Source organism: Alphaproteobacteria bacterium (assembly GCA_025210155.1).
Classification (GTDB): Bacteria; Pseudomonadota; Alphaproteobacteria; order Rs-D84; family CASDRH01; genus JAOASE01.
Map to the genome: position 1 here is coordinate 199742 of JAOASE010000006.1, position 22708 is coordinate 222449.

At 29.5% G+C, this 22708-nt stretch carries 18 protein-coding genes; 6 read left to right on the forward strand and 12 right to left on the reverse strand.

Annotation, left to right across the window (positions count from 1 at the left end):
- On the reverse strand, positions 1-744 hold the full coding sequence (locus tag N4A44_02630; GenBank protein MCT4552537.1) for a ComF family protein: 744 nt from the start codon (positions 742-744) through the stop codon (positions 1-3).
- A gap of 82 nt (positions 745-826) precedes the next feature.
- Here N4A44_02630 and mnmE point away from each other — a divergent pair, with 82 nt between their 5' ends.
- Positions 827-2140 (forward strand): tRNA uridine-5-carboxymethylaminomethyl(34) synthesis GTPase MnmE, encoded by a 1314-nt coding sequence (gene mnmE, locus N4A44_02635; GenBank protein ID MCT4552538.1) that lies wholly within the window; start codon positions 827-829, stop codon positions 2138-2140.
- A gap of 59 nt (positions 2141-2199) precedes the next feature.
- On the opposite strand, the gene N4A44_02640 is transcribed toward mnmE, so the two are convergent.
- The 6 genes from N4A44_02640 to ileS form a co-directional block, all read right to left on the reverse strand.
- Positions 2200-4404 (reverse strand): DNA translocase FtsK, encoded by a 2205-nt coding sequence (locus N4A44_02640; protein ID MCT4552539.1) that lies wholly within the window; start codon positions 4402-4404, stop codon positions 2200-2202.
- Positions 4405-4407: 3 nt separating this feature from the next.
- Positions 4408-4578, reverse strand: coding sequence for a twin-arginine translocase TatA/TatE family subunit (gene tatA, locus N4A44_02645; protein ID MCT4552540.1), 171 nt, complete (start codon positions 4576-4578; stop codon positions 4408-4410).
- An 18-nt stretch (positions 4579-4596) separates the two neighbouring features.
- Positions 4597-5391 carry an SPOR domain-containing protein gene (locus tag N4A44_02650; protein MCT4552541.1) on the reverse strand — a complete coding sequence of 265 codons (795 nt, stop codon included), beginning with the start codon at positions 5389-5391 and terminating at the stop codon, positions 4597-4599.
- 268 nt (positions 5392-5659) lie between these two features.
- Positions 5660-6427 carry a hypothetical protein gene (locus N4A44_02655; protein ID MCT4552542.1) on the reverse strand — a complete coding sequence of 256 codons (768 nt, stop codon included), beginning with the start codon at positions 6425-6427 and terminating at the stop codon, positions 5660-5662.
- 90 nt (positions 6428-6517) lie between these two features.
- A complete protein-coding gene (locus tag N4A44_02660; protein ID MCT4552543.1) occupies positions 6518-7636 on the reverse strand; it encodes an LptF/LptG family permease in 1119 nt (372 codons plus the stop codon).
- Positions 7623-10721 (reverse strand): isoleucine--tRNA ligase, encoded by a 3099-nt coding sequence (ileS, locus tag N4A44_02665; protein MCT4552544.1) that lies wholly within the window; start codon positions 10719-10721, stop codon positions 7623-7625. Before ileS ends, N4A44_02660 begins: the two co-directional genes overlap by 14 nt.
- Positions 10722-10856: 135 nt before the next feature.
- Between ileS and N4A44_02670 the strand changes: the two genes are divergently transcribed.
- From N4A44_02670 to rpoD, 5 genes are all read left to right on the forward strand, one after another.
- Positions 10857-11597: an outer-membrane lipoprotein carrier protein LolA gene (locus N4A44_02670; protein ID MCT4552545.1), complete on the forward strand. Its 741-nt coding sequence runs from the start codon at positions 10857-10859 to the stop codon at positions 11595-11597.
- A complete protein-coding gene (gene tsaE / locus N4A44_02675) occupies positions 11578-12015 on the forward strand; it encodes a tRNA (adenosine(37)-N6)-threonylcarbamoyltransferase complex ATPase subunit type 1 TsaE (protein ID MCT4552546.1) in 438 nt (145 codons plus the stop codon). The genes N4A44_02670 and tsaE overlap by 20 nt, the downstream gene beginning before the upstream one ends.
- A gap of 23 nt (positions 12016-12038) precedes the next feature.
- A complete protein-coding gene (locus tag N4A44_02680) occupies positions 12039-12260 on the forward strand; it encodes a hypothetical protein (GenBank protein ID MCT4552547.1) in 222 nt (73 codons plus the stop codon).
- Positions 12261-12419: 159 nt separating this feature from the next.
- A complete protein-coding gene (locus tag N4A44_02685; GenBank protein ID MCT4552548.1) occupies positions 12420-12968 on the forward strand; it encodes a DUF1013 domain-containing protein in 549 nt (182 codons plus the stop codon).
- A gap of 58 nt (positions 12969-13026) precedes the next feature.
- Positions 13027-15075, forward strand: coding sequence for an RNA polymerase sigma factor RpoD (gene rpoD, locus N4A44_02690; protein ID MCT4552549.1), 2049 nt, complete (start codon positions 13027-13029; stop codon positions 15073-15075).
- Positions 15076-15168: 93 nt separating this feature from the next.
- On the opposite strand, the gene dnaN is transcribed toward rpoD, so the two are convergent.
- The 5 genes from dnaN to mutL form a co-directional block, all read right to left on the reverse strand.
- The gene (gene dnaN / locus N4A44_02695; GenBank protein ID MCT4552550.1) at positions 15169-16281 is read right to left on the reverse strand and encodes a DNA polymerase III subunit beta; all 1113 of its coding nucleotides are present in this window, start codon (positions 16279-16281) and stop codon (positions 15169-15171) included.
- Between the two features lie 204 nt (positions 16282-16485).
- Positions 16486-17835, reverse strand: coding sequence for a chromosomal replication initiator protein DnaA (gene dnaA, locus N4A44_02700; protein MCT4552551.1), 1350 nt, complete (start codon positions 17833-17835; stop codon positions 16486-16488).
- Positions 17836-18122: 287 nt separating this feature from the next.
- Positions 18123-19904, reverse strand: a complete 1782-nt coding sequence (recJ, locus tag N4A44_02705) for a single-stranded-DNA-specific exonuclease RecJ (GenBank protein ID MCT4552552.1) — start codon at positions 19902-19904, stop codon at positions 18123-18125.
- A gap of 12 nt (positions 19905-19916) precedes the next feature.
- Complete coding sequence (locus N4A44_02710) at positions 19917-20606, reverse strand: OmpA family protein (protein ID MCT4552553.1); 690 nt, start codon at positions 20604-20606, stop codon at positions 19917-19919.
- Positions 20607-20882: 276 nt separating this feature from the next.
- The gene (gene mutL, locus N4A44_02715) at positions 20883-22706 is read right to left on the reverse strand and encodes a DNA mismatch repair endonuclease MutL (GenBank protein ID MCT4552554.1); all 1824 of its coding nucleotides are present in this window, start codon (positions 22704-22706) and stop codon (positions 20883-20885) included.
- Between the last annotated feature and the right edge of the window lie 2 nt (positions 22707-22708).

A 22708-nucleotide genomic window follows, 5' to 3' on the forward strand; every position in this document is an offset into this window, starting at 1 on the left:
TTATAGGCAGGTTTTTGCAAAAGAAATAGCTATTACCTTTTTTGCACCTGCTTTTTTTAGAGCTTTTGCGCATTCGTTTATTGTGGCTCCTGTTGCGATAACATCGTCTATTAAAATTACATTTTTATCTTTGAATTTATTTTTTTCATTATCATTAATTTTAAATGAGTTTGATACATTTTTAATTCTTTGCTTTGTAGATAATCTACCTTGAGATGTTTTGAAATTATACCTTATTAATCCGTCTCTTATAATTTTCTTTTTTGATAAGTTTGCAACTTCATTTGCTATAAGAAGAGCTTGATTATATTTTCTTTTGGAGTATCTTTTTTTATGGATTGGAGTAGGTGTTATTAAATCATTCTCATTTATTATTTTTTGAAATCTATTAAAAATAATTTTAGCTATTATTTTTGAATAAGATGTTTTATCTCCATGTTTTAGTGGAAGGATAATTTTTTTAGACGCAAAATTATATTTAAATACAGATATGGCTTTATCATAGTTTGGTTTTTTTCTTTGACAATTTCCACAAGTGATTTTCTTTTTTTCTTTTATTGATATTTCGTTTTGATCATAATAAAAAGGCTGACTGCATATTTCACAAAAAGGAGCTTCTATATACTTGAAATTTTTTATACATTTATGGCAAATTCCATCATTAATTTCATTAATGAAGTTGTTGCACATAATACATCTTGATGGGGATGCTATGGATATTATTTTTTTTAATATTTTCAACATGAGAGTTATCATATATTTTTTGTTTTGATTTTTAAAGAAATTATTTTAAAATGTTTTTGAACATTAAGAAAAAAGGTTTGTTATGGAAAATAAAAATACTATTTTTGCTTTAGCTTCTGCTCATGGTGTTGCAGGAGTTTCTGTTTTTAGATTGTCTGGTGAAAGAGCTTTTGAAGTTGCTTGTGATATTGCTAAGTTTGATTCTGTGCCAGAAGTTAGAAAAGCTGTGTATACTAATATATATGATGTTAATGGATTGGTAATAGATTCTGTTATAATGATATTTTTTAGAAATCCAAATTCATTTACTGGTGAAGATGTGGTGGAAGTTCATACTCATGGAAGTAGAGCTGTTATTTCATCGGTTTTAAATAGGCTATCTCAATTTGGTGAAGATGTTAGATTGGCTGAAAGGGGTGAATTTTCTAGAAGAGCATTTGAAAATGGAAAAATGGATTTGACTGAAGTTGAAGGTTTAGGCGATTTGATAGATGCTACCACTGAAGCACAAAGAGTTCAGGCTGTTAGGCAATTAGGAGGAGGTCTTTCTGATATTTATAATAAATGGAGAGAGGATATCCTTGTTATACTAGCTAATTATGAGGCTGTTATAGATTTTAGTGAAGATGATATTCCAGAAGATTTGCAAAAGAAAGCAGATGAAAAGATTTCAACATTAATGAATTCTATAAAATCTCATTTAAATGATGGTAAGAGAGGGCAAATTTTAAGAGATGGTCTTTCTGTTGCTATTGTTGGAAATCCTAATGTTGGTAAGTCTTCTTTATTTAATAAGATGTTGGGTGAAGAGAAGGCTATTATATCTTCTATAGCTGGTACAACTAGAGATGTTGTTGAAGCTGATTTGGATATAAAAGGTTATCCTGTTTCTTTGGCCGATACTGCTGGTATAAGAGAAACCTTAGATGAAATAGAGACGGAAGGTATTAGAAGAGCTTTGAAGAGGGCTGAGAATGCTAATTTACTTATTTGGGTTGCAGATGATTTAAAAGAGTTTTCAACAGATAAGTTTTCAGGTAATATAATAAAAGTTCTTAATAAAATAGATGAAAATCCAGTTGAATCTGTAGAATATGATATCTTTAAGTTATCTATTAAAGAAGAAAATGGGTTTGAAGAGTTTCTTAGCTATTTTGATAAAAAGGTTGTTGATATGATGAGTGTTTCTGATGCTCCATTAATTACTAGAGAGAGACATAGAATTGCTTTGGAAAAAGCAGTAGAGTTTTTAAATGCATCTTTACTTGATGACTTTGTGGAAATAAAATCTGAAAATATTAGGTTGGCAGCTGATGAAATAGGTAAGGTTGTTGGAAGTATTGGAATAGAGGAAATACTTGGAAAAATATTTTCAGGCTTTTGTATAGGAAAGTAAAAGGACAAATATTATTTTGTAATTATTAAAACCCCTCCTGTGTAAATGAGGGGTTTAGTTTATTCTATTAATTTTCTTTTTCCTGTGTTATCAGGTGCGCTTAGGATACCATCTTTTTCCATTCTATCTATTATGTCTGCAGCTTTATTATATCCTATTCTAAGACATCTTTGAACATATGATATGGATGTTTTTTTACTTTCTTTTACTATTTGGATAGCTTGAATGTAAAGATCTTCGTTCTTATCTTCTTTGCTAGGTTTATCTTTATCCTTTCCAAGGATTTTGTTCATAAGATCAGCTCCAGCACCTTCACTAACAGCCTCTTCGCTAACAACAGCCTCTACATAATTCGGTTCTTCTTGACCTCTTAGGTATTCAGAAACTTCTTCTACTTCTTTTTCTGATACGTAAGCTCCATGAACTCTTATTAGCTTTGCACCTCCAGGCATATAGAACATATCTCCCATACCAAGAAGTTGTTCAGCTCCTTTTTGTCCTAAAATAGTTTTACTATCGAAATCAGATGTAACTTTGAAACTGATTCTTGAAGGGAAGTTGGCTTTGATAACACCAGTGATACCGTCTACAGAAGGGCTTTGAGTTGCTAGTATTAAGTGTATTCCTGCTGCTCTGGCTTTTTGAGCAAGCCTTTGAACTGCAAACTCAACTTCTTTACCGGCAACAGCCATTAGATCAGCAAATTCATCAACAACTACAACAATGTATGGCATTTTTTCGAATTTATATTCTTTTCTTTCAAATATAGGGTCTCCTGTTTCAGGATTGAAGCCAATTTGAACTCGTTTGGTATAAGTAGATTTTTTTGAATTTTTAACTTTATCATTGAAGCTTTCTATATTTTTAGCTCCAGTTCTAGACATTTCTTTATATCTTCTTTCCATTTCGTTCATAGCCCATTTAAGAGCAGTAACGGCTTTTGTAGAGTCGGTAACTACAGGAGTTAAAAGGTGAGGTATGTCTTTATAAGCTGAGAATTCAATCATTTTAGGATCTATCATGATGAATTTACATTCATCTGGTTTTAGTTTATATAGCAGTGATAATATCATAGAATTTACACCTACTGATTTACCAGATCCTGTTGTACCGGCAATTAGTAAGTGAGGCATTTTTGCTAAATCAACATACACAGGTTTTCCTGAAATGTTTTGACCTATTGCCATAGGAAGTTTTTGAGATGATTTTGTAAACTCATCATTTTCAAGAAGTTCTTTGTAGAATACAGTTTTTCTTTTAATGTTTGGTAACTCTATACCGATAACATTTCTTCCAGGAAGTTGAGAAATTCTTGTAGAAGATGCCATGTGTAGAGATATATCTTTTTCTCTATTTATTATAGAAGAAACTTTAATTCCTAAGTCTGGTGCAAATTCGAATAATGTAATAACTGGACCAGGTTTTATGCTAGTTATTTGACCAGTTATTTTATGTTTTTTAAGTAAAGCTTCTATCATTCTTGCTTTTTGTTCAAGATTTTTCATAGAAACGCTATCTGTTTGCTTTTTAGGTTCGTCAAGAAGGTTTGTTGTTGGTAGGGTAAATTCTTTTTCAACAATAAGTTCTTTCTGAATGTTTTTCTCTTTTATTTTTTTAACTTTAGTTGTGGTACTTGCCTTTGGTTTTGCTTTTATTTCCTTTATCTTTTCAGGAACTATAACATCATTTTTAATTTCTTTAATATTTTTTCTTAAGATAACTGCTTTAAGTATTTTTAAGAATTTTATTATATTATATTTTCTGATTCTTAAAGATATTAGAGAGGTATAAATGGCTATTATAGATATAATAAATATGCAAATATTGTTGTACGGAGAAAAAAGATTTGTTTCTATGAATGATTTTATTGCAAAACCTACTTTTCCACCTGATGTAAATGGAATTATGGTAAACAATATAGGTAATAGGAATGCTGTTATTAAAAGAGATTTAAAACTTTCCTTTTTGTTAAAAGAATTAAATTCTTTTTTAAAGAAAAATTCTATTAACAAAATAGTGGCTGAAGTTATTATAATTATTGATGTTAAGATTCCAAAGTTTTGAACATAAAAATTTCCAAATATAGAAAATATACTTTCAAAGAATTTTTCTTCTAGTTCAAGAGATGTTGTAGAGTATCTTGAATTGTAATAAGGATTAAAAGATATTACAGAAACAATACTTGTTAATAGGCCTAAAATTATAGATACGTTAAAAATTAATTTAAGTATTTTTGTAAGTATTTCTTTTCTGTTTTCATTCATTTTTTATTTTTTCTTATCCTTAGTTTTTTTACTTTTCTTCTCTTCTTTAATTCCTTTTTTAAAAGAAGAAACCCCTTTTCCTAACTCTTCCATTATGGAAGCTATTTTACCCTTTCCAAATAGTATAAGAACTATAAGTAGGATTATTATTAATTCTGTTGCACCAAATCTCATGTTAAATTCCTTTTAAAATTATTTTGTTACAAAACAACTTATTTGATTGTTTTTAAGTTTTCCACAAAGATCTCTTGCAGATTTTGAATCTTTAATGTTAACAATTCTTAATCTATAGAAAGTTTTTCCATTAACTATGGCCTCTTGAATTGCATGATCTTGTTTTGCAAGAAGAGAAGGGTAGGCAGCTCTATATGTGTTCCATTGTTTTTCAACATTGTTTTTAGATGCTCCAGAAAGAAGTTGTATAGACCATAAGTTTGAATTAGTAGTTTTTATTTTAATAGGTTTATTAACTTTCTTAACTTCTTCTACTTTTTTGATAGGAGCTTTTTTAGGAACTTCTACAGTTTTAACTTTTTTACTCTCTTCTAATAGCTTTGCCTCTTTAGCTTTTCTTTCGGCTTCAGCTTTTTCAGCAGCTTCTTTAGCTTTTCTTTCAGCTAGAATTTTTGCTTCTTTAGCTTTATCTTCTTCTTGTTTTTCAATTAATGCTTGAGCTTCTTCATCAAAAGATCTTGTTGAATCATATATTGAAGTATCTTCTTTAGAAATGTTTTCAACAGTATTAGCTTCTTCTTTAAAGCTTTCTTCATATTTTTCAAATACAGGTATTGTATTTTCAGTCTTTTCTCCGCCTCTAAGGAATAATGAAAAAGTTATACAAGCTAGAAGAATACCAGTTAGAACTGCTATTATAAGAGAAACAACGTTTTGAGGCGCTTTCTTTTCTTCTTCAATTGGAAATTCTAGGTCTATAGAAGAAGATTCTTTAATTTCTTTTTCTATGTCGTTAAAAAGTTTGTCGTCCATTATATTTCTCCCTTATTGAGATTTTAAAATTATTTTTTTGCAGTTATAGTAAAGAAATTCAAATAGTATTGCTGTTAGAAATACAAATGTGAATTTAAAATCTTTTAATTGTAGTAGTTGGCTTGACGTTATCGTTTCATAAAACAAAGATGAAAAAAATCCAGTTTTCATTAATATTATTATACTTATCCTTATTTTAGTTTTTATTTTCATAAATCCTATCCTACTTTGTTTTATTATACTTTAAGATTGAACTTGATGCAAGATTTTATTTGTTCATTTCTTCTAGTATTAATTTAATTTTGCTAACAATATTTTTATTTTCAGATCTTGCTAATTCACTCATTTTATTTATTGCTATAAATAGGTTTATGCTGGAAAATTGATCTCTTATTTTAATTTTAGAATATGTTAGGTTTGGATTTTTTTGTTTTAATAATTTGTAGTTGCTTAAAGAAGTTATAATACTTATATTTTTGTTTATATCTATTTCTTTTAAAGATTCTTTATTTGAGAGTTTTTCAACATTAAAGAATTCATTTGGATTGTGTATGTGGTAGTATAAATTATTATGTTTTTTTATTTTGTTAGAAATGTTAGATAACTCTATTTCGTCTGTTATATATATTTTATGAGATTTTAATTCATTCAGTAAAATATTTTCATTTATGCTTTTAGATGCATTAATTTTTATTAATACTATTTTTTCTGAAGATATTGGGGGAAATAAATATTCAATATTCTTGTTGAATGAGAAGGGTATTCCGATTGCTAAGTCAGAATATGTATTTTTAATTTGTCCCTTGCCTTTGAAACTTGATTTTTTTATAGCTTCTTGAATGTTTGTAGATTCTATGAAATTTAATTTAATAGATGTGTTTATTGCTATGTTTTTTGTTATTTCATGAGAAAGTCCAGATATTTTTTTACTTATATCATTTTTGTTAGTATTATTTTCAACTCGGCAAATATTATTAATGCTTAAAGGACATGTATATGTTATTTTTTCTAAAGAGAAAGATGTCTTTATATTCAATAAAAACGTCGTTGTAAGTAAAAAATGTATGAAAAAAATATTTTTTTTCAATTCTCTCTCCATAAATACTGTTTTAATTATACAATAGAATTAACTTTCTTCAAAGAAGAAAATATATATTGTTGAGAATAATATGGTTATTGTTGGAACTGCTATTATCGACATTATTTGAGGTAGTTTTTCTGATAGTCCCATGGCATAAAATACTTGCTCAAGAAAATATATTATAAATCCAGCTGTTATACCTGCAGATATTCTGAAAAGGAATTTAGCATTTCGATTGTTTCTTGGTAGGGTAAATGCTAGAGCAAGAAATATCATAGATATAAAAGAAAGAGGTGACATAAGTATTTTGTAGAAAAACATTTCATACTCTTTTGTAGATAATCCTATTTCTTTTAAGGTTCTAGAATATTCTGGCAATTTCCAAAATGAGATACTATCTGGATATATTACGTTTTCTTGAAGTTGTTCACTGTCTAATGATGTATTGTATTCATAATATTCTAAAAAGTGTTTTGGACTTTTAGGTTCGTATATATGTGCGTTTTGGAATTTAAATAATCCATATTTATCTAACGTTCCTGTTTCAGCATTTATTTGTTTTATAATTTTGTTTTCATCATTGAAAAGATATATGTCTGCATCTTTAATATGGAATATATTTCCTTTTTGGCTCACTTGTTTTGCATTTATAAAAGTTTGAGTAAGATTGGTTTTTTCTTTTATCCATAGACCTCTTTTAGAGAATAGAAATTCATTGGTTTCTTTCATGCTATATTCTTCAGTAAGTTGTATATGAAGATTTCTTACTTTAGATATTAGTGGATTTATAGCGAAAGCGTAGAATAATCCAGTAAAGAATATCACTTTAATTATTGGCTTTATTATATCCCAAACTGACATTCCAAAAGATCTGAACACTACAATTTCAGAAGTTTTAGAAAACTTGAAAAAGAAGTGTTGTCCTGCTATTAATATTGAAAATGGTATAACTGTTTGAAACGTTAAAGGAACTTCCAACGCTGTATAAAATAGAGTTTGAAAGACACTTATATTTTTAGAAGAAAAACTTCCGAATTTCTCTAAAAATGAAAATAGAAATATCACACCTAATAGGACAAACATAACAAAGATCATGCTTTTAAGGAAGTTCTTTGCTATGTAATTGTCTATTATTTTTTTATTTTTTTTGTTATCTAGTGACATTTATTTCAATTTCTTTTTTATTTATTTCAGTTTTTTCACCGTTGAATCCATTTTTTTCATTTATTGAAATGGCTAACACTTGTTCAGATATGTAGTTGGCATTTTCTTTAATGGCTTCTTTTAAAAGTTCATCAGAAGTATTGAAGTCAATTTCAATTCTATCAGAAATGTTAAAGTCTTTTGCTTTTCTTATATCTTGTATAGTTCTAACAAAATCTCTAGCTAAACCTTCCTTTTCTAATTCAGCTGTGGTTTCGGTGTTAAGTATTACTATAGCAGTATTGTCAGGTAATGCACGTCCTTTAATTCCATCTTTTAATTGAAGTCTTTCTTCGAACTCATTTTCGTTAAGAATTTGACCTGCAATGTGACACTTGCCATCTAGTATTTCATACTCTCCTTTTTTGGATGCTGGTATGATTTGACCTAGATATTTACCTAATCTTTTGCCAACTATAGGAGTTAATACATATAGGAATTTATCAGCATATTCGGAGAAGTTATCTTCAAGTATTACTTTTTTAACATTAGATTCTTCTTTAATTATATCTAATAAGTCCTTAAGATCTTGAAGATTTGTTCCAGCAATTTTTATATCTTGAAGAGGAAGTCTGTTTCGTAATTCTTCTTCTTCTCTTATGTTTTTAGATGCAGAACAAATATTTCTAACTTTATCCATTCTTTCAGCCAAGCTTTTATCAAAGTCTAATTCTATTTGAGGGTATAAAGTTAGGTGTACAGATTCTTCATTTGTTAAATTCTTGAAAATTTCTTCTGCAGTAAATGGCATTAGTGGAGCCATTATTTTGGATAAATTTACTAAAACTGTGTAAAGAGTATTGAACGCTTCTTTTTGAACATCTTTTGAAACTGAAGTTCCCCAGAATCTTTCTCTTGATCTACGGATATACCAGTTATTTAAGATTTCTAAGAAAGCTTCACATTTTTTACATGCTATACCTAGTTCGTAAGTTAGCAGAGCCTTTTGAACATCTTCAGAAAGTTCTTTAAGTTTTAACAGGATATATTTATCCATAGTATCTTTACTATCATATTTTTCTTCAGCAGTTATGTTGTCGGCATTTGCATATAGTGTGAAGAAATGATATGCATTGTAGAATGGAACTTGAGAAGCTCTTGCTGTTTTTCTAACTGCTTCGTCACTAAGATTTACTTGTTCGCCTTTTACTACAGGAGATGAAATCAGGAACCATCTTAATGCATCAGCAGATTCTTTATCCATAAGTTCTGTAGGATCTGTATAGTTTTTCCATCTTTTAGACATTTTTCTTCCATCTGCAGCCATAATTAAACCTGTACATATACAGTTTAGGAATGCAGGTTTTTTATGAAGTAAAGATCCTAATATTGTTAATGTATAGAACCAACCACGAGTTTGATCTAAGCCTTCAACAATAAAGTCTGCTGGAAAGTTATTTTCGAAATGTTCTTTGTTTTCGAATGGATAGTGATTTTGAGCGTAAGGCATAGATCCACTTTCAAACCAGCAATCTAGTACGTCAGGAACTCTACGCATCATAGTTTTTCCTGATGGATCGTCTGGGTTAGGATAAACAACGTTATCTATGTATGGTCTATGTAAATCTTTAACTTCGATTCCACTGGCTTTTTTAATTTCTTCTATAGATCCAAATACATCTAGGCGAGGGAAGTCAGGATTGTCTGATCTCCAAACAGGGATCGGAGCCCCCCAAAATCTTTTTCTTGAAATATCCCAATCTCTAGCTCCTTCTAGCCATTTTCCAAAACGACCTTCTTTTATGTGAGAAGGGAACCAAGTTATTTGTTTATTATTTTTTATAAGTTCTTCTCTATTTTCCTCAACCTTAACAAACCATGATGACATTACTCTGTATATTAGAGGTTCATCTGTTCTATCACAATGAGGGTATGAATGAGTGTATTGTTCTTTTTTAAATAAGATATCTTCTTCTTTTAGGAAGTGGATTATAGTTTCGTTTGCTGCGAAAACATTCATTCCTATGTAATCACGAACTTCTGATGTGAAGTTAGCTCTTTCGTCTATAGGACAAACAACAGGGAATGTTTTTTTATATTCTCTGCAAATTCTTAAGTCGTCCTCACCAAAGCCTGGTGCTATATGTACAGTTGCAGTACCAGAACCTTCTTCGATAAAGTCTCCAGATATTACTTTAAAAGCACCTTCTTCTTTTTTATCTGCAAAATAATCAAACATAGGTGTATAAGATAAACCTATATATTTTTCACCCTTTTGAACATCTATTTTTTCCCAACCTTCAAGTTGCTTTTTGTATTTTTTAAGAGTTCCTTCGTGATTAGAGATTATTATTTTTTCACCACTTTTTTCAAATGTTGCATATTCTAATTCTGGTGACATAGCTAGCGCTAGATTCGATGGCAGTGTCCATGGAGTTGTAGTCCAAACAAGGATTCTTTCTCCAGTTTCTAATTCGAACTTAACTGTTATTGCGGCATCAGTTCTATCTTTATATCCTTGGTTAACTTCAAAGTTTGATAAAGAAGTTTCTGCTGCCCAAGAGTATGGAAGAACTCTGTAGTCTTCATATATAAGGCCTTTATCCCAAAGTTGTTTGAAATTATTTATAACAGATTCCATGTATGGAAGATCCATTGTTTTATAGTCATCATTATAGTCTACCCAACGACCCATTCTATCGAAAACTTCAGTCCATATGTCTGCATATTTCATAACATCTTTTCGACAGTATTCGTTAAATTTATCTATACCATGTTCTTCTATGGCTTGTTTTCCGGCGATTCCAAGGCCTTTTTCAGCTCCCATTTCAGCAGGTAATCCATGACAATCCCATCCGGCTTTTCTTAAAACTCTTTTTCCTTGTTGAGTTTGAAATCTTGCTACTGTGTCTTTTATGAATGATTGTAGCATGTGTCCATAGTGAGGAGTTCCATTTGCAAATGGAGGTCCATCATAGAATGTAAAATCTTCAGCTTCGCTACGAATATTAATAGATTTCTCAAAAGTTTTATTTTCTTTCCAAAAATTTAATACATCTTTTTCTATTTGTGCAAAATTTACTTTAGCGTCTGTCTTTTTATACATCTATTTTTCCTTCGTTATTTGTTGTTATGAAGATTTCATTTTTTATGTTTCCAAAGTTTTATAATTTTATTTCTTTTTCTTGATAAATTCAAGTTTTTTGTTTGAGAGCTTTATTCTTCTTGAATTGTTTTAATAATGTCTTATAATAATTTTGTTATGATTAAAGATGTATTAAATAAAAAATTTAGTTTATTTTTGTTGTCAGGACTAATTGGTCTTGTCGGCTCTTGTTCTAATACTACTTTTGAAAAAGAAGTTGTTTTAGAAAATAAAATTTCTGCGAAAACTAGTTCTAATTTATTTTCTGTGGATAAAAATATTAGTGTTGTTTCTAAAATACAGTCTATTTTGAATGGAACTAGATCTTTCTCAGGTGATTTTAGACAGCAATCTTCTAATGGGGATTATCAATCTGGTAAAATTTGGTTAAAAAAACCTGGTAATATGAGGATAGAATATAATTCTGGTCTATTACTTTTGGCGGATGGTGATAATTTGGTTTATTACGATCCTTCTATTGATCAAAAAACTTTGATAGATCTTGAAACTACTCCAGCAGGTGTTTTGGTTAAGAAAAATATAGTTCTTGAAGGTGGGGATTTAAGTGTTTTAGATTCTTATGAGGTTGATGAAAAATATTTTGTTACTATAGCGTTAAAAGCTGATGCTGGTTTAGGTAGGGTTGAATTTATTTTAGATAAAAAGACAGAGGATATTTTAGGTTGGACAGTTAAAGATGCCCAAGGTGTTTCCACTAAATTTGATATAATAAATTATAAGAAGAATATTTTAGTAGCAAATTCTAAATTTGTTTTGAAAAAGAAGAAGAATTTTGGTTCTTCAGGCGAGGTTGAAAATGGAAGTGATTTCTATTAATTCAGAACAAGAAATGTTGGATTTTTCCAGTCGAATTGCTAAAAAATCTTCGAGGAAAGATGTTTATTTCCTTAATGGAGATTTAGGGGTTGGAAAGACGTTTTTTGCAAGAGGATTTATAAAGGAATTGTGTGGTGAGGATACTATAGTTAGAAGTCCTTCATTTCCTATATTACAAACTTATAAATCTAAAGATGGTGTGGAATTGTTTCATTATGATTTTTATAGACTGGGAAGTCCTGAGGAGATTTATAATTTGGATATTGAACATGCTTTAAGTGAGGCCATTGTCTTGGTTGAGTGGTCTAGTGTTGCTGAAGAATTGTTGAGTGATTTGTTTTTAGAAGATACTAATTTAATTAGATTAGATATTAAGCTTGGAGAAGATGGTATTTCTAGAAGTATTTTAATGAGTTAGTTTTATTTTTAAATTTTAGATATATGTATTTAGATTTTTATTCTAGAGTAGAGGTGTCTCTCTTGGTTCTATTTACTACAGCTTTAGTTTTACATCTTGTTCCTAGATTTTTTAATGCTTTGATGAGTGAAAATCTTGGGATTTATAAAAATGGTGGATTGAAAGTATTTTATTTTGAGAAAAAATGGATTGTTATTTCTTGGTTTTTTTCGATAATATCTGCTTTGTTTTTAATGTTTTTTTAATTTGAATAAGATGTTTTATTATCTGTATTTTTTTTAAAAAAGGTTCTTTTTTGAAAGGACCTTTTCTTTATTACCTTAATATGTCAAATAAATGCTTGATTTTCCGGAAAAAATGACTATAAATTTATAGTAATATTAAAATGATAGGAGTTTATTATAATGAATAATGTTATTATGCCTAAATCAACAGCTGTTTGGTTGGTTGAAAATACTATGTTGACTTTTGATCAAATCGCAGAATTTTGTGATATGCATCCGTTAGAAGTTCAAGCTATTGCCGATGGAGATTCAGGAAATCTTGTTGGATTAAATCCAATCTCTAATAATCAACTTTCTAAAGAAGAAATTGAAAGATGTGAAAAAAATCCAAAAGCTAAGCTTGCTTTAAATAAAGAAATTGAAAAGTTTGTTAAAAAGAGTCGTAAGGTTAAAAACAGATATACTCCTATGTCTCAAAGAAAAAATAGACCAGATGGTATCGCTTGGATTGTTAAAAATCATCCGGAAGTTCCGGATTCTCAAATTTGTAAATTGTTGAGAACGACTAAGCCTACTATTGAAGCTATAAGAAATAGAACTCATGCTAATATTTCAGAAATAACTCCTAAGAACCCAGTTGCTTTAGGTCTTTGTTCTGAATTGGATCTGGCTAAAGCTAGTGAAATGGGTAAAAGAAAGTTGGAGAGAGAAGCTAAAAAGAAAAAGTAGTTATATCTTTTTTTAATTTAGTTGTTCAATTATTAACTTTAAGGAGTGTCTAGTGTCTATGCAAGAAGATTCAATAAATAATGCAGATGGTTTTCTTATTGAAACCTTAGGTGAGAATTTAAAAAAGTTAGTTAAAAAGGCAAAAGACGGAGAAGGTATTTTGCCGAAAAGTCTTGTTATGAAGGCTGTTGAGTTAGATGAAGTTCATGAAGATGAAGTTTCTGACATTCTTTCATTATTGTCTGAGTTAAATTTGGTTGTTGAAGAAAATCCTCAAATGGATGAATCTTTTGATGAAGAAGAATTTTTCTCTGATAACGAAGATGAAGAAAAAGAAGATTTTATTCAAGAAGAAGATGAAAATTTATTCGAAGATAAAGCAAGAAAAGTTGATACTAATTTAGATGCGGATTCATCTTTAGATGATGATTCTGATGAAAACTCAGTTAAAGAACTTGTTGTTAAAAATGGTTCTTCAGTTGTTGAGAATGCTATTAGATCTTCTGATCCTACAAGATCTTATCTTAAAAATATGGAAGGTATACAACTTCTGTCTAGGCAGGGTGAGGTTGCTATTGCAAAGAGAATAGAAGCTGGTATTAAGCTTATGATTGAAGGTCTTTGCGTTACTCCCCTTGCATTAAAAACTATTTTAGAATGGAATGAATTACTTCTTAAGGAAGAAATTCAACTTAGGGATATTGTTAATATAGATATCATGTATAACTCATCTTCTGATGATGCTTTTAGTGAAGTTATGGAAGAAGAGGAAGTTGAGAGTGAAGAGGAAGTTATAGATTCTGTTGATGGAGAAGATGATGATTTTGAAGAAAGCTCATCTATTTCTAATGCTGCAATGGAAGAAGCTCTTTTGCCTCAAGTTAAAGAAGTTTTTGAAAATATAAAAGTTTTATTTGATAAGTTGAAAAAGTATCAAACTAAGAGAATAAAAGCTTTGGTTGCTGGTGAAAAAATTAGTGATACTATTGAAAAGAATTACAAGAAGGTTCATAAAGAATTAGCTAAAGAGTTAGAGCAAATCACTTTTACTGAAAATAGAATTTATGACCTTATGGCAAAACTTACTCTTAAGAGTAGAGAATTAAATGGTCTTGAAGGTAAGATTTTGAGATTAGCTCTTAATTGTAAAATAGATAGAGATGAGTTTATTAAAGAATATACTGGTCAAGAGCTTTCTGATAGCTGGTTAGATTCTGTTTCTAAAAAGAAAGATAAGAAGTGGGTTAAGTTTTATGAAACTCATGCTTCTGAAGTTGAGAAAATTAGAAAGAAGATTTTACAAATTTCTATGGATTCGGGTCTTCCGATTGCTGAGTATAAAAAAATTGTTGAACTTGTTTTAAAAGGTGAAAGAGAAGCTGCTAGAGCTAAGAATGAAATGATTGAATCTAATTTAAGGTTGGTTATTTCTTTAGCTAAAAAGCATCAAAATAAAGGTTTGCATTTCTCTGATTTGATACAAGAAGGAAATATTGGTCTTATTAAGGCTGTTGATAAATTTGAATATAGAAGAGGTTATAAGTTCTCTACTTATGCTGTTTGGTGGATTAAACAATCTATCACCAGATCTATTGCTGATCAAGCTAGAACTATTAGAATACCAGTTCATATGATAGAGACTATTAATAAGTTAAATAAAACTTCTAGAAAGATCTTTAATAAGACAGGTCTAGAGCCTACTCCAGAAGAATTAGCTGAAAAGTTAAACTTACCTGTGGAGAAAGTTAGAAAGGTTCTTAAAATTGCTAAAAATCCAGTTTCTTTAGATTCTCCTATTGGGGACGAAGATGATTCTTCATTTGGTGATTTCATAGAAGATCAAAATGCTCTTAAGCCTATTGATGTTGCTGTTCAATCTAACTTAAAAGAGATTACGACAAGAGCTTTGTCAACACTAACTCCTAGAGAAGAGAGAGTTCTTAGAATGAGATTTGGTGTTGGTATGGCAATGGATCATACTCTTGAAGAAGTTGGTAAGCAATTTGATGTTACAAGAGAAAGAATTAGACAGATCGAGGCTAAGGCTTTGAAGAAGTTGAAACATCCTATCAGAGCTAAGAAGCTTAAGACTTTCTTAGATGATTAGATTTATGAAATCCTCGATTTAGTTCGAGGATTTTTTTATTTAAAAAAAACTCCCGAGATGGGAGCTTTTTAGATTTTTATAAAACATATGATGTTATGCAACTCTCATTGGCATTAAAACATATACTGAATCTTGGTTGCTAGTTTCACTAACTAGAGCAGGAGATGAATTATCTGCTAAGATAAACTTAATATTTTCACCTTCTATTTGGCTAGCTATATCTAGTAAATATCTAGCGTTAAAGCTTGTTTCCATAGCTTCTTCACCGCTGTAGTTAGAGATTAGTTCTTCTTCACCTGAAGTGGCATCAGAAGTGTTTGCAGAGAATGTTAGCATATCATTAAAAGCTTTCATTTTAATAGCTTTAGATTTTTCATTAGATACTGCAGATACTCTATCTACTGCTTCGTAGAATTTTTCACAGTTAACTTCTAATACTTTATCATTATTCATTGGAATAACTTTTTTATAATCTGGGAATTTTCCATCGATTAATTTAGAAGTTAATACGATTCTTCCAAAAGAGAATCTTATTTTGTTATCAGAGATTTCAACTTTGATTTCTTCAGAAGTATCATCTAGAAGTCTTCTTAATTCCATAACAACTTTTCTTGGAATAATAATTCCTTCAAGTCCAGCAGCTCCTTCAGGTAGTAATATATCTTGTCTAGCAAGTCTGTGGCCGTCCGTAGCAACAGATCTAAGGACGTCTTTATCGCCTTCTGTTGTTGAGTGTAAGAAGATACCGTTTAGGAAATATCTAGTTTCTTCTGTAGATATTGCGAATTTTGTTTTATCTATTAATTTGATTAAATCATCAGGAGATAATGAAAATTTATATGGCATGTTAGAAGTAACCATAATAGGGAAATCTTCAGCGTCCAAGCAAGGTAGAGAGAAGATTGATTTTCCAGATGTAATTATTAATGAATCTTTTTGTTGTTCGATATTTACTTCTCCAGCAGGAAGTTTTCTTGCTATTTCGAAGAAAGTATGTGCAGGAACAGTTGTTGCACCTGTTTCAGCTATGCCAGCGTCCATGCTTTCAACTATTTCTAGATCAACATTGGTTGCTACCATTTTAATTCCATCTATAGCTTCAATTTTGATGTTGCAAAGAATTGGAATAGTACTTTTTCTTTCAGTAACAGAATGTAAATGTGTTAGTGTTTGTAACAGATTTTCTTTCGTTGTAGTAAATTTCATTTTGACTTCCTTTTCGTTGGATCAGAACTATTGAGAATAGGTCTATATTCCCTTGATTCGTGCTGATTTGACCTTTTTATTTCTTATAATTAAAATTTATAAGATAATAATAAAAAAAACAAGAGTAAAATAGCTTTTTCTTGCTTTTCTAGTTGCTTTTAATTTATTGATTTAAATATATAAACTGAATTGTTTTATTGGAAATTAAAATCTGCTTTTTAATAGGTTTACTTCTTTAGCGAAAGAGTTGTTTTCATCCATTAATTTTTCTATTTTTTTAATAGAATGAATTATTGTTGAATGATTTTTTCCTCCGAAAGCAGTACCTATTTCAGTAAGAGATTTATTAGTTAATGTTTTGCAAAGATATATTGCTATTTGTCTTGGCATGGCAATTTTTTTAACCTTTGTAACATTACTTAATTCTGAAGTTAGTAAATTATAATGTTTAGCAACTTCTTTTTTGATATCTGAGATTTCTATTTTTGAACCAAAATCAACAAACATATCTTTTAATAGATTATTTAAGAATGATATAGAAATATCGTTTCCAGAAAGGAATGAATAGTTAAATATTCTTGATATTGCCCCACTTAATTCTCTTAAAGATCTTTTGAAGTTAGTTGCTAGATAGTCAACTATTTCTGAAGAAATATGGAAGTTTAATTCTTCAGCTTTGTTTTCAATGAATTTTTCTTTTAACTCTTTGTCTGCAGTTTGAATGTCAATTAGAAGCCCAAAAGATGTTCTAGTAATTAAATCTTTATTAATCCCTTCTATTAAGAAAGGAGATACATTTGAAGATATTATAACTTTGCCATTTTTTTCAACGATATGGTTTATTGTGTGCATAAGTTCTATTTGAGAAGCTTTATTTGTTATAATATACTGAAGATCTTCAATTATAAGTAAATCGTTATTTCTTATAGATTGCTTGAAACCAATAGTATTATTTTCTTTAACACTCTTTCTATATTCAAATGCAAATTTTTCTGCGCTTAGACACTTAACGTTTTTAGATGGGTTAAGTTTGGCAAATTCTGTTGCGAAAGCGTGTAATAAATGAGATTTTCCACATCCTGATGGACCATATAAGTAAGTCATATTCATATTATCTGTTAAAAGTTTTCTTTTGAAAGCAGATATTGCTATTTCATTCGATTTTGATTCGATAAGATTATCAAATGAAAAAGATTCTTTTACACCAGAGATTTTACCTATTTTTGTTAGGTTTTGACTTTCTGTTCTGATTTTTATTTTTGGCTCAGGAGTTGAAGAGAAATTTTCTTCTTCCTGTTCTTTTTTTCTAAAAGTATCTGTGAAGTTGATGTTTTCTATGTTTGCATCAATATCTCTTAAACAAGAAAGAATAATTTCTTTGTAATTTTTTTCTACCCAGTCAGATGAAAATTTAGAAGGAGTTGAGATTGTGATAGAGTTATCTTTTCTTTCAACAATTCTTAATGGTGATATCCAACTGTTAAAAGTACTTTGGTCCATAGTGGATCTCAAAGCTTCTTTTATGATATTCCATTTAGTGTTAAAATTACTCATTATTATAAGTCTCTCTTCCTTATAAGATAAAAATACATTATTTAATGATTTTTAAGATTGTCTTTCCATTTCCATTGTGGATTTGAATAAAATATAGTGTAGGAGTTTGGAAAAATCAAAAGAAAAAAAATAATTTTTTACTTGACCATTTTTTACTTAAATTTTTCGAAATTATCTTTGTTTTTTTCTTGATTTTAGTTGTGTGCTAAGGAAACTCTAGGGATTTAATTTCGATTCTAATTTGATTCGTAAACGATTCGAATTTGATTCGGAATTTTATGACTTTTTTAAGTCTTTGAATTGTCTAAGATTCCTAAATCTTCTAGTATTATTTGAGTGGTTTTTCTACCGTTAAATTCTGATATTTGAATTTTTCCAATAGCAAGGAAATTTTTACCTATATTTTTTTCTAAAGTTTCTCTTATTTTACAAGGAGTTGAGTTGAATATCATGCCTGTAATACTACCTCCGCTATCAGATGAGAAGATAGCTTTGGCAACACCATTTTTTAGTGCTTGAAAGTTCATTAATCTAGCGTTGGAAATTGCAAATTTTGGTTCGGGGTTTCCGATTCCAAATGGAGAAAGTGATTCGATTCGCTCAATCAATTTAATGTTTATTGCTTTTATGTCTAATATACTAGATATGTTTATTACTTTTTTGAAATTTTTATTCTCTAGGAAGTTTGATATATCTGTTTCTATAGCTTTTTTAAAATCTTCTTCATTTTTTTCTTCAAATGTGAAGCCGGCTGCCATTTTATGACCACCACCTTCTTTTAGGATTCCTTTTTCTTTTGCATTTATTATAGTTTGACCAAGGTTATAATCTTTTGAAGATCTTCCAGACCCGTTAAGGATGCCGTCTTTTATTTCAGTAGCTATAAATGTTGGAAGGTTATACATTTCTTTTATCTTGCTGGCAACAATACCAATTATTCCTTTATGCCAATTTTTAGATTTTACGAATATGTATTGTTTTTCTAACATTTCTGGAGTTATTTGAGAAATAGCTTCTTCAAATATATTTCCTTCTATGCTTTTTCTTTCAGCATTATAGTCATTTAATTTTTTAGCATGGTTTTCTGCTATAATTGGATTGGTACATGTTAATAGTTTTGCACCTATTGATGAATCACCAATTCTTCCTCCAGCATTTATTCTAGGACCAAGGATAAAGCCAAGACTATATACAGAAGATTTTTTGCTTTGTGATATTTCAGACAGAGCTTTGATTCCTATATTTTCTTCTTTATCTATGATTTTTAAACCTGTAGAAACTATAGATCTGTTTAAGTCAGTAAGAGGCACTGAGTCACAAACGGTTCCTAGAGCAACTATATCTAATAAATTTATTAGATTAGGTTCTTCTATTTTACTTTCATTGAAGTAATTTTCTTTTTTAAGAGTTGAGTTTATAGCAATACATACAAAGAAAACAACGCCAACAGCAGCTAGATAATGGAAATCTCCATCACTATCTTCTCTTTTGGGGTTTACTGTTGCGTAAGAGTTAGGTAGTTGAGAGGCTTGGTTGTGATGATCTATTATTATAAGATCTACATTGATTTCTTTTGCAAAATCAGCTTCTTTTAGAGATGCTATGCCGCAATCTACTGATATAACTAGATTTCTATCATCTTTTTTAAATTTCTCTATTGCTTGAGTGTTAAGTCCATATCCTTCTTTTTCTCTATCGGGTATGTGAATATCTATATCTAATTCAGGATTAACACTTTTAAGATAGTTGTATAGTAGGCTAGAAGATGTTGCTCCGTCTACGTCATAGTCTCCAAAGATTCCGATTTTTTCATTATTTCTAATGGCTTTAATGATTCTGTCACTTGCCTTTTTCATGTCTTTGAATGAGAAAGGATCTTTTAAATCATTTTTAACTTTTGGATTTAAAAAGGATTCAGCATTTTCTTCAGAAAAACCTTTTTGATCAAGAATTTTGGCAAGAGTTAATGGAATATTTAACTTTTCTTTTATTTTATTAGTATTTTCATCATCAAATGATTTGAAATCCCATTCAAAGTCAGCTACTGATTTTAAGTTTTTAATTTCCAATTTATTCGCCTTTTAATATGTTATAAATATATTTACTTTTCTATTTTCTTTTTCAGGTAAGTTTTTGTTTTCGTTTGAATCTCCAAAGGCAATGGTTTCAATTTTGTTGATACCGTATTTTTTGAATAGATTTGCAGTTTCGTTAGCTCTTTTGTTAGACATTCTTAAATTTATTATTTTACTGTCTATTTTATTGTTTGTATTTGAAGTTGAAGAAGAGTAAGCTTCAATATCTATTTCGCAGTTTTTAGATTTGCAGTTTTCAGCTATTTTTCTAATAGCTTCTTTTTCTGATTTTGTAAAATTAGCGGATCCATTTTTGAAGTATATTGTTTTGACTAACTTTTTTTCTTCAGTTGTAGTTTTATCTAAAAGATCTTTTTCGAATTGAGTTTTTTCTTCAAAATAAGGGTATCCTGCTTTTTCTTTGTGAATATGTGGGCTTGGTTTGTTGAATTCATTTTTATCTTCTAGATCTATGAACGATATTTTGTGAACCCTAGGTTCTTTTATTTCATTGCTGTTTACTTCTATTGTTTGTGTTTTTGAAGTAAGGACTTCTGGTCCTCTAGCGTCTTTTATAGATATGTTCATTCCTTTTGATACGAATAAAGAAGGTCTTTTGTACTTGTCGTTATTTGAGTTTGAAGAACATGATGTTAATAAAATTAAACTTAATAAAATATTTATTTTTTTAGACATAAAATAACTCCTCACTAATAATTATCTCTTATATTTATAATATTTTATTTAGAGAATTTTGCAAGACTTTATTTTGGTTTTGTTCTATATTTATTGTTATGTTGTTGATAGCTTTAAATTCTTTTAAACATACTTACTTGCGGTAAAACGTAAACGATTTCAATGTAAGTTGTTTTTGAAATCTACTTATTTTCCGCCGCTTGCGAACTAAAGTTCTTGCTTGCTGTAAAACGTAAACAGATTAATACTAGTTTTGATAAACTTTTTTAATCTTACTTATTTTCTTCCGAATAGTTTTTCTAGATCGTTTAGAGAAAGTTTTACAAAGGTTGGTCTTCCGTGATTGCATTGACCAGAATTAGGAGTGTCTTCCATTTGTCTTAGTAAAGAATTCATTTCTTCTAGAGAAAGTTTTTTGCCGGCTCTTATGGATGTATGGCAAGCATATGTTTTTATGAAGTGATTTAGCTTGTCTTCAAGAGATTCGGTTCTTGAAAATTCTTCAGCTTCTTCAGCTAAATCTTTTATGGTTTTTGTTATATTGAAATCTCCTAATATTGCAGGAGTCTCTTGAACTGCAATTTCATTGGTTCCAAATTTTTCAATTAGTAAACCTAATTTGTATAGTTCATCTTTTTGATCTAGGAGACTTTCTAACTGAGTTTGAGGTAAAGATATTACTTCTGGTATTAGAAGAGGTTGTCTTTTAATCTCCCTGTTTAACATTTCTTTTTTTAATTTCTCATAGACTATTCTTTCATGGCAAGCGTGTTGGTCTATTACTAAAAGTTCTTCAGATGTTTTCGATATAATGTAATTGTTGCAAATATTTCCCATGGCAGTTCCTAAAGGGAAAGATTCTTCTTCGGATATGTTTGTTTCATTATTTTGATTGAAGTTATTGAAAGAGCTTTCTTGAACAGAGTTTGGCATAGAAAAAGATTTTTTAAATGAATGATTTGTTAGTGGAGATGATATTCTTTTAAAATCTCCGCTTAATTGTGAAAAATTATGGTTTTCACTATTTATATTTTTAACAGTATTTATTTCAGAATTTGAGCTTTCTACTTGTTTTTGTAAATAGCTACGTATATCAGAAGAAGTTGCATTGGCCTCTTCTTCGGCAATTATTTGTCTTATGCTAGAGACAAGTATATTTTTTACAAGATTTGCATCTCTAAATCTAACTTCAGTTTTTGCAGGGTGAACATTGACATCGACTTCAGTTGGATCTATTTCTATAAACAGAGCAAGCACTGGAAATCTTCCTCTTTCTAATACGTCCATATATCCCGCTCTTACTCCAGCAAGAAGTAGTTTATCTTTTACGGGTCTGTCATTTACGAATAGATATTGATATAGAGAATTTGCTTTGTTATAAGTTGGTTTACATATAAATCCAGTTATTTTTAAACCATGTTTTTCTATGTTAACGGGGATTGAAGATTCTTCAAATTCATTTCCTAAAATTTGTTTTAATCTTTCCTTTAGGGATTCTTCTTTATTCTCTTTATTTGTATTTAGGAACTTTATTTTATTGTTATAGTTTATTGATACATTGGGATGTGAAATTGCTAACCTTTGTAAGGTTTCTATTATGGCAGAATTTTCACTTCTATCAGTTTTTAAGAATTTTAATCTAGCTGGTGTCGCAAAAAATAAATCAGAAACTTCTATTTTTGTTCCTTGTGTTATAGCAGAAGGTTTTATGGTTTTGTTTTTTCCACCTTCTATATTTAATTCCCAACTTTCTTTTTTATTATTTGTAGAGATTCGTACTTTTGCAACAGATGAGATTGATGCAAGGGCTTCTCCTCTAAATCCAAAAGTGTGGATGTCAAATAGATCGTCGTTTGGAAGTTTTGATGTTGCATGTCTTTCAATAGATAATTCTAAATCTTCTTTAGACATACCCTTTCCGTTATCGGTTATTGATATGTATGTTTTTCCACCATCTTTGGTTATAACTGTGATTTCTGTTGCGTTTGCATCAATAGAATTTTCAACGAGTTCTTTGATAACAGAAGCTGGTTTTTCTACAACTTCACCAGCTGCAATTCTGTTAACAAGTCCTTCGCTTAATTTTTTGATGATGCCCATAA

Bases quoted from the DNA above. Each gene is read 5' to 3' on its own strand.
- N4A44_02630 (MCT4552537.1), bottom strand. From the start codon at position 744: ATGTTGAAAATATTAAAAAAAATAATATCCATAGCATCCCCATCAAGA.
- mnmE (MCT4552538.1), top strand. From the start codon at position 827: ATGGAAAATAAAAATACTATTTTTGCTTTAGCTTCTGCTCATGGTGTT.
- N4A44_02640 (MCT4552539.1), bottom strand. From the start codon at position 4,404: ATGAATGAAAACAGAAAAGAAATACTTACAAAAATACTTAAATTAATT.
- tatA (MCT4552540.1), bottom strand. From the start codon at position 4,578: ATGAGATTTGGTGCAACAGAATTAATAATAATCCTACTTATAGTTCTT.
- N4A44_02650 (MCT4552541.1), bottom strand. From the start codon at position 5,391: ATGGACGACAAACTTTTTAACGACATAGAAAAAGAAATTAAAGAATCT.
- N4A44_02660 (MCT4552543.1), bottom strand. From the start codon at position 7,636: ATGTCACTAGATAACAAAAAAAATAAAAAAATAATAGACAATTACATA.
- ileS (MCT4552544.1), bottom strand. From the start codon at position 10,721: ATGTATAAAAAGACAGACGCTAAAGTAAATTTTGCACAAATAGAAAAA.
- N4A44_02670 (MCT4552545.1), top strand. From the start codon at position 10,857: ATGTCTTATAATAATTTTGTTATGATTAAAGATGTATTAAATAAAAAA.
- tsaE (MCT4552546.1), top strand. From the start codon at position 11,578: ATGGAAGTGATTTCTATTAATTCAGAACAAGAAATGTTGGATTTTTCC.
- N4A44_02680 (MCT4552547.1), top strand. From the start codon at position 12,039: ATGTATTTAGATTTTTATTCTAGAGTAGAGGTGTCTCTCTTGGTTCTA.
- N4A44_02685 (MCT4552548.1), top strand. From the start codon at position 12,420: ATGAATAATGTTATTATGCCTAAATCAACAGCTGTTTGGTTGGTTGAA.
- rpoD (MCT4552549.1), top strand. From the start codon at position 13,027: ATGCAAGAAGATTCAATAAATAATGCAGATGGTTTTCTTATTGAAACC.
- dnaN (MCT4552550.1), bottom strand. From the start codon at position 16,281: ATGAAATTTACTACAACGAAAGAAAATCTGTTACAAACACTAACACAT.
- dnaA (MCT4552551.1), bottom strand. From the start codon at position 17,835: ATGAGTAATTTTAACACTAAATGGAATATCATAAAAGAAGCTTTGAGA.
- N4A44_02710 (MCT4552553.1), bottom strand. From the start codon at position 20,606: ATGTCTAAAAAAATAAATATTTTATTAAGTTTAATTTTATTAACATCA.
- mutL (MCT4552554.1), bottom strand. From the start codon at position 22,706: ATGGGCATCATCAAAAAATTAAGCGAAGGACTTGTTAACAGAATTGCA.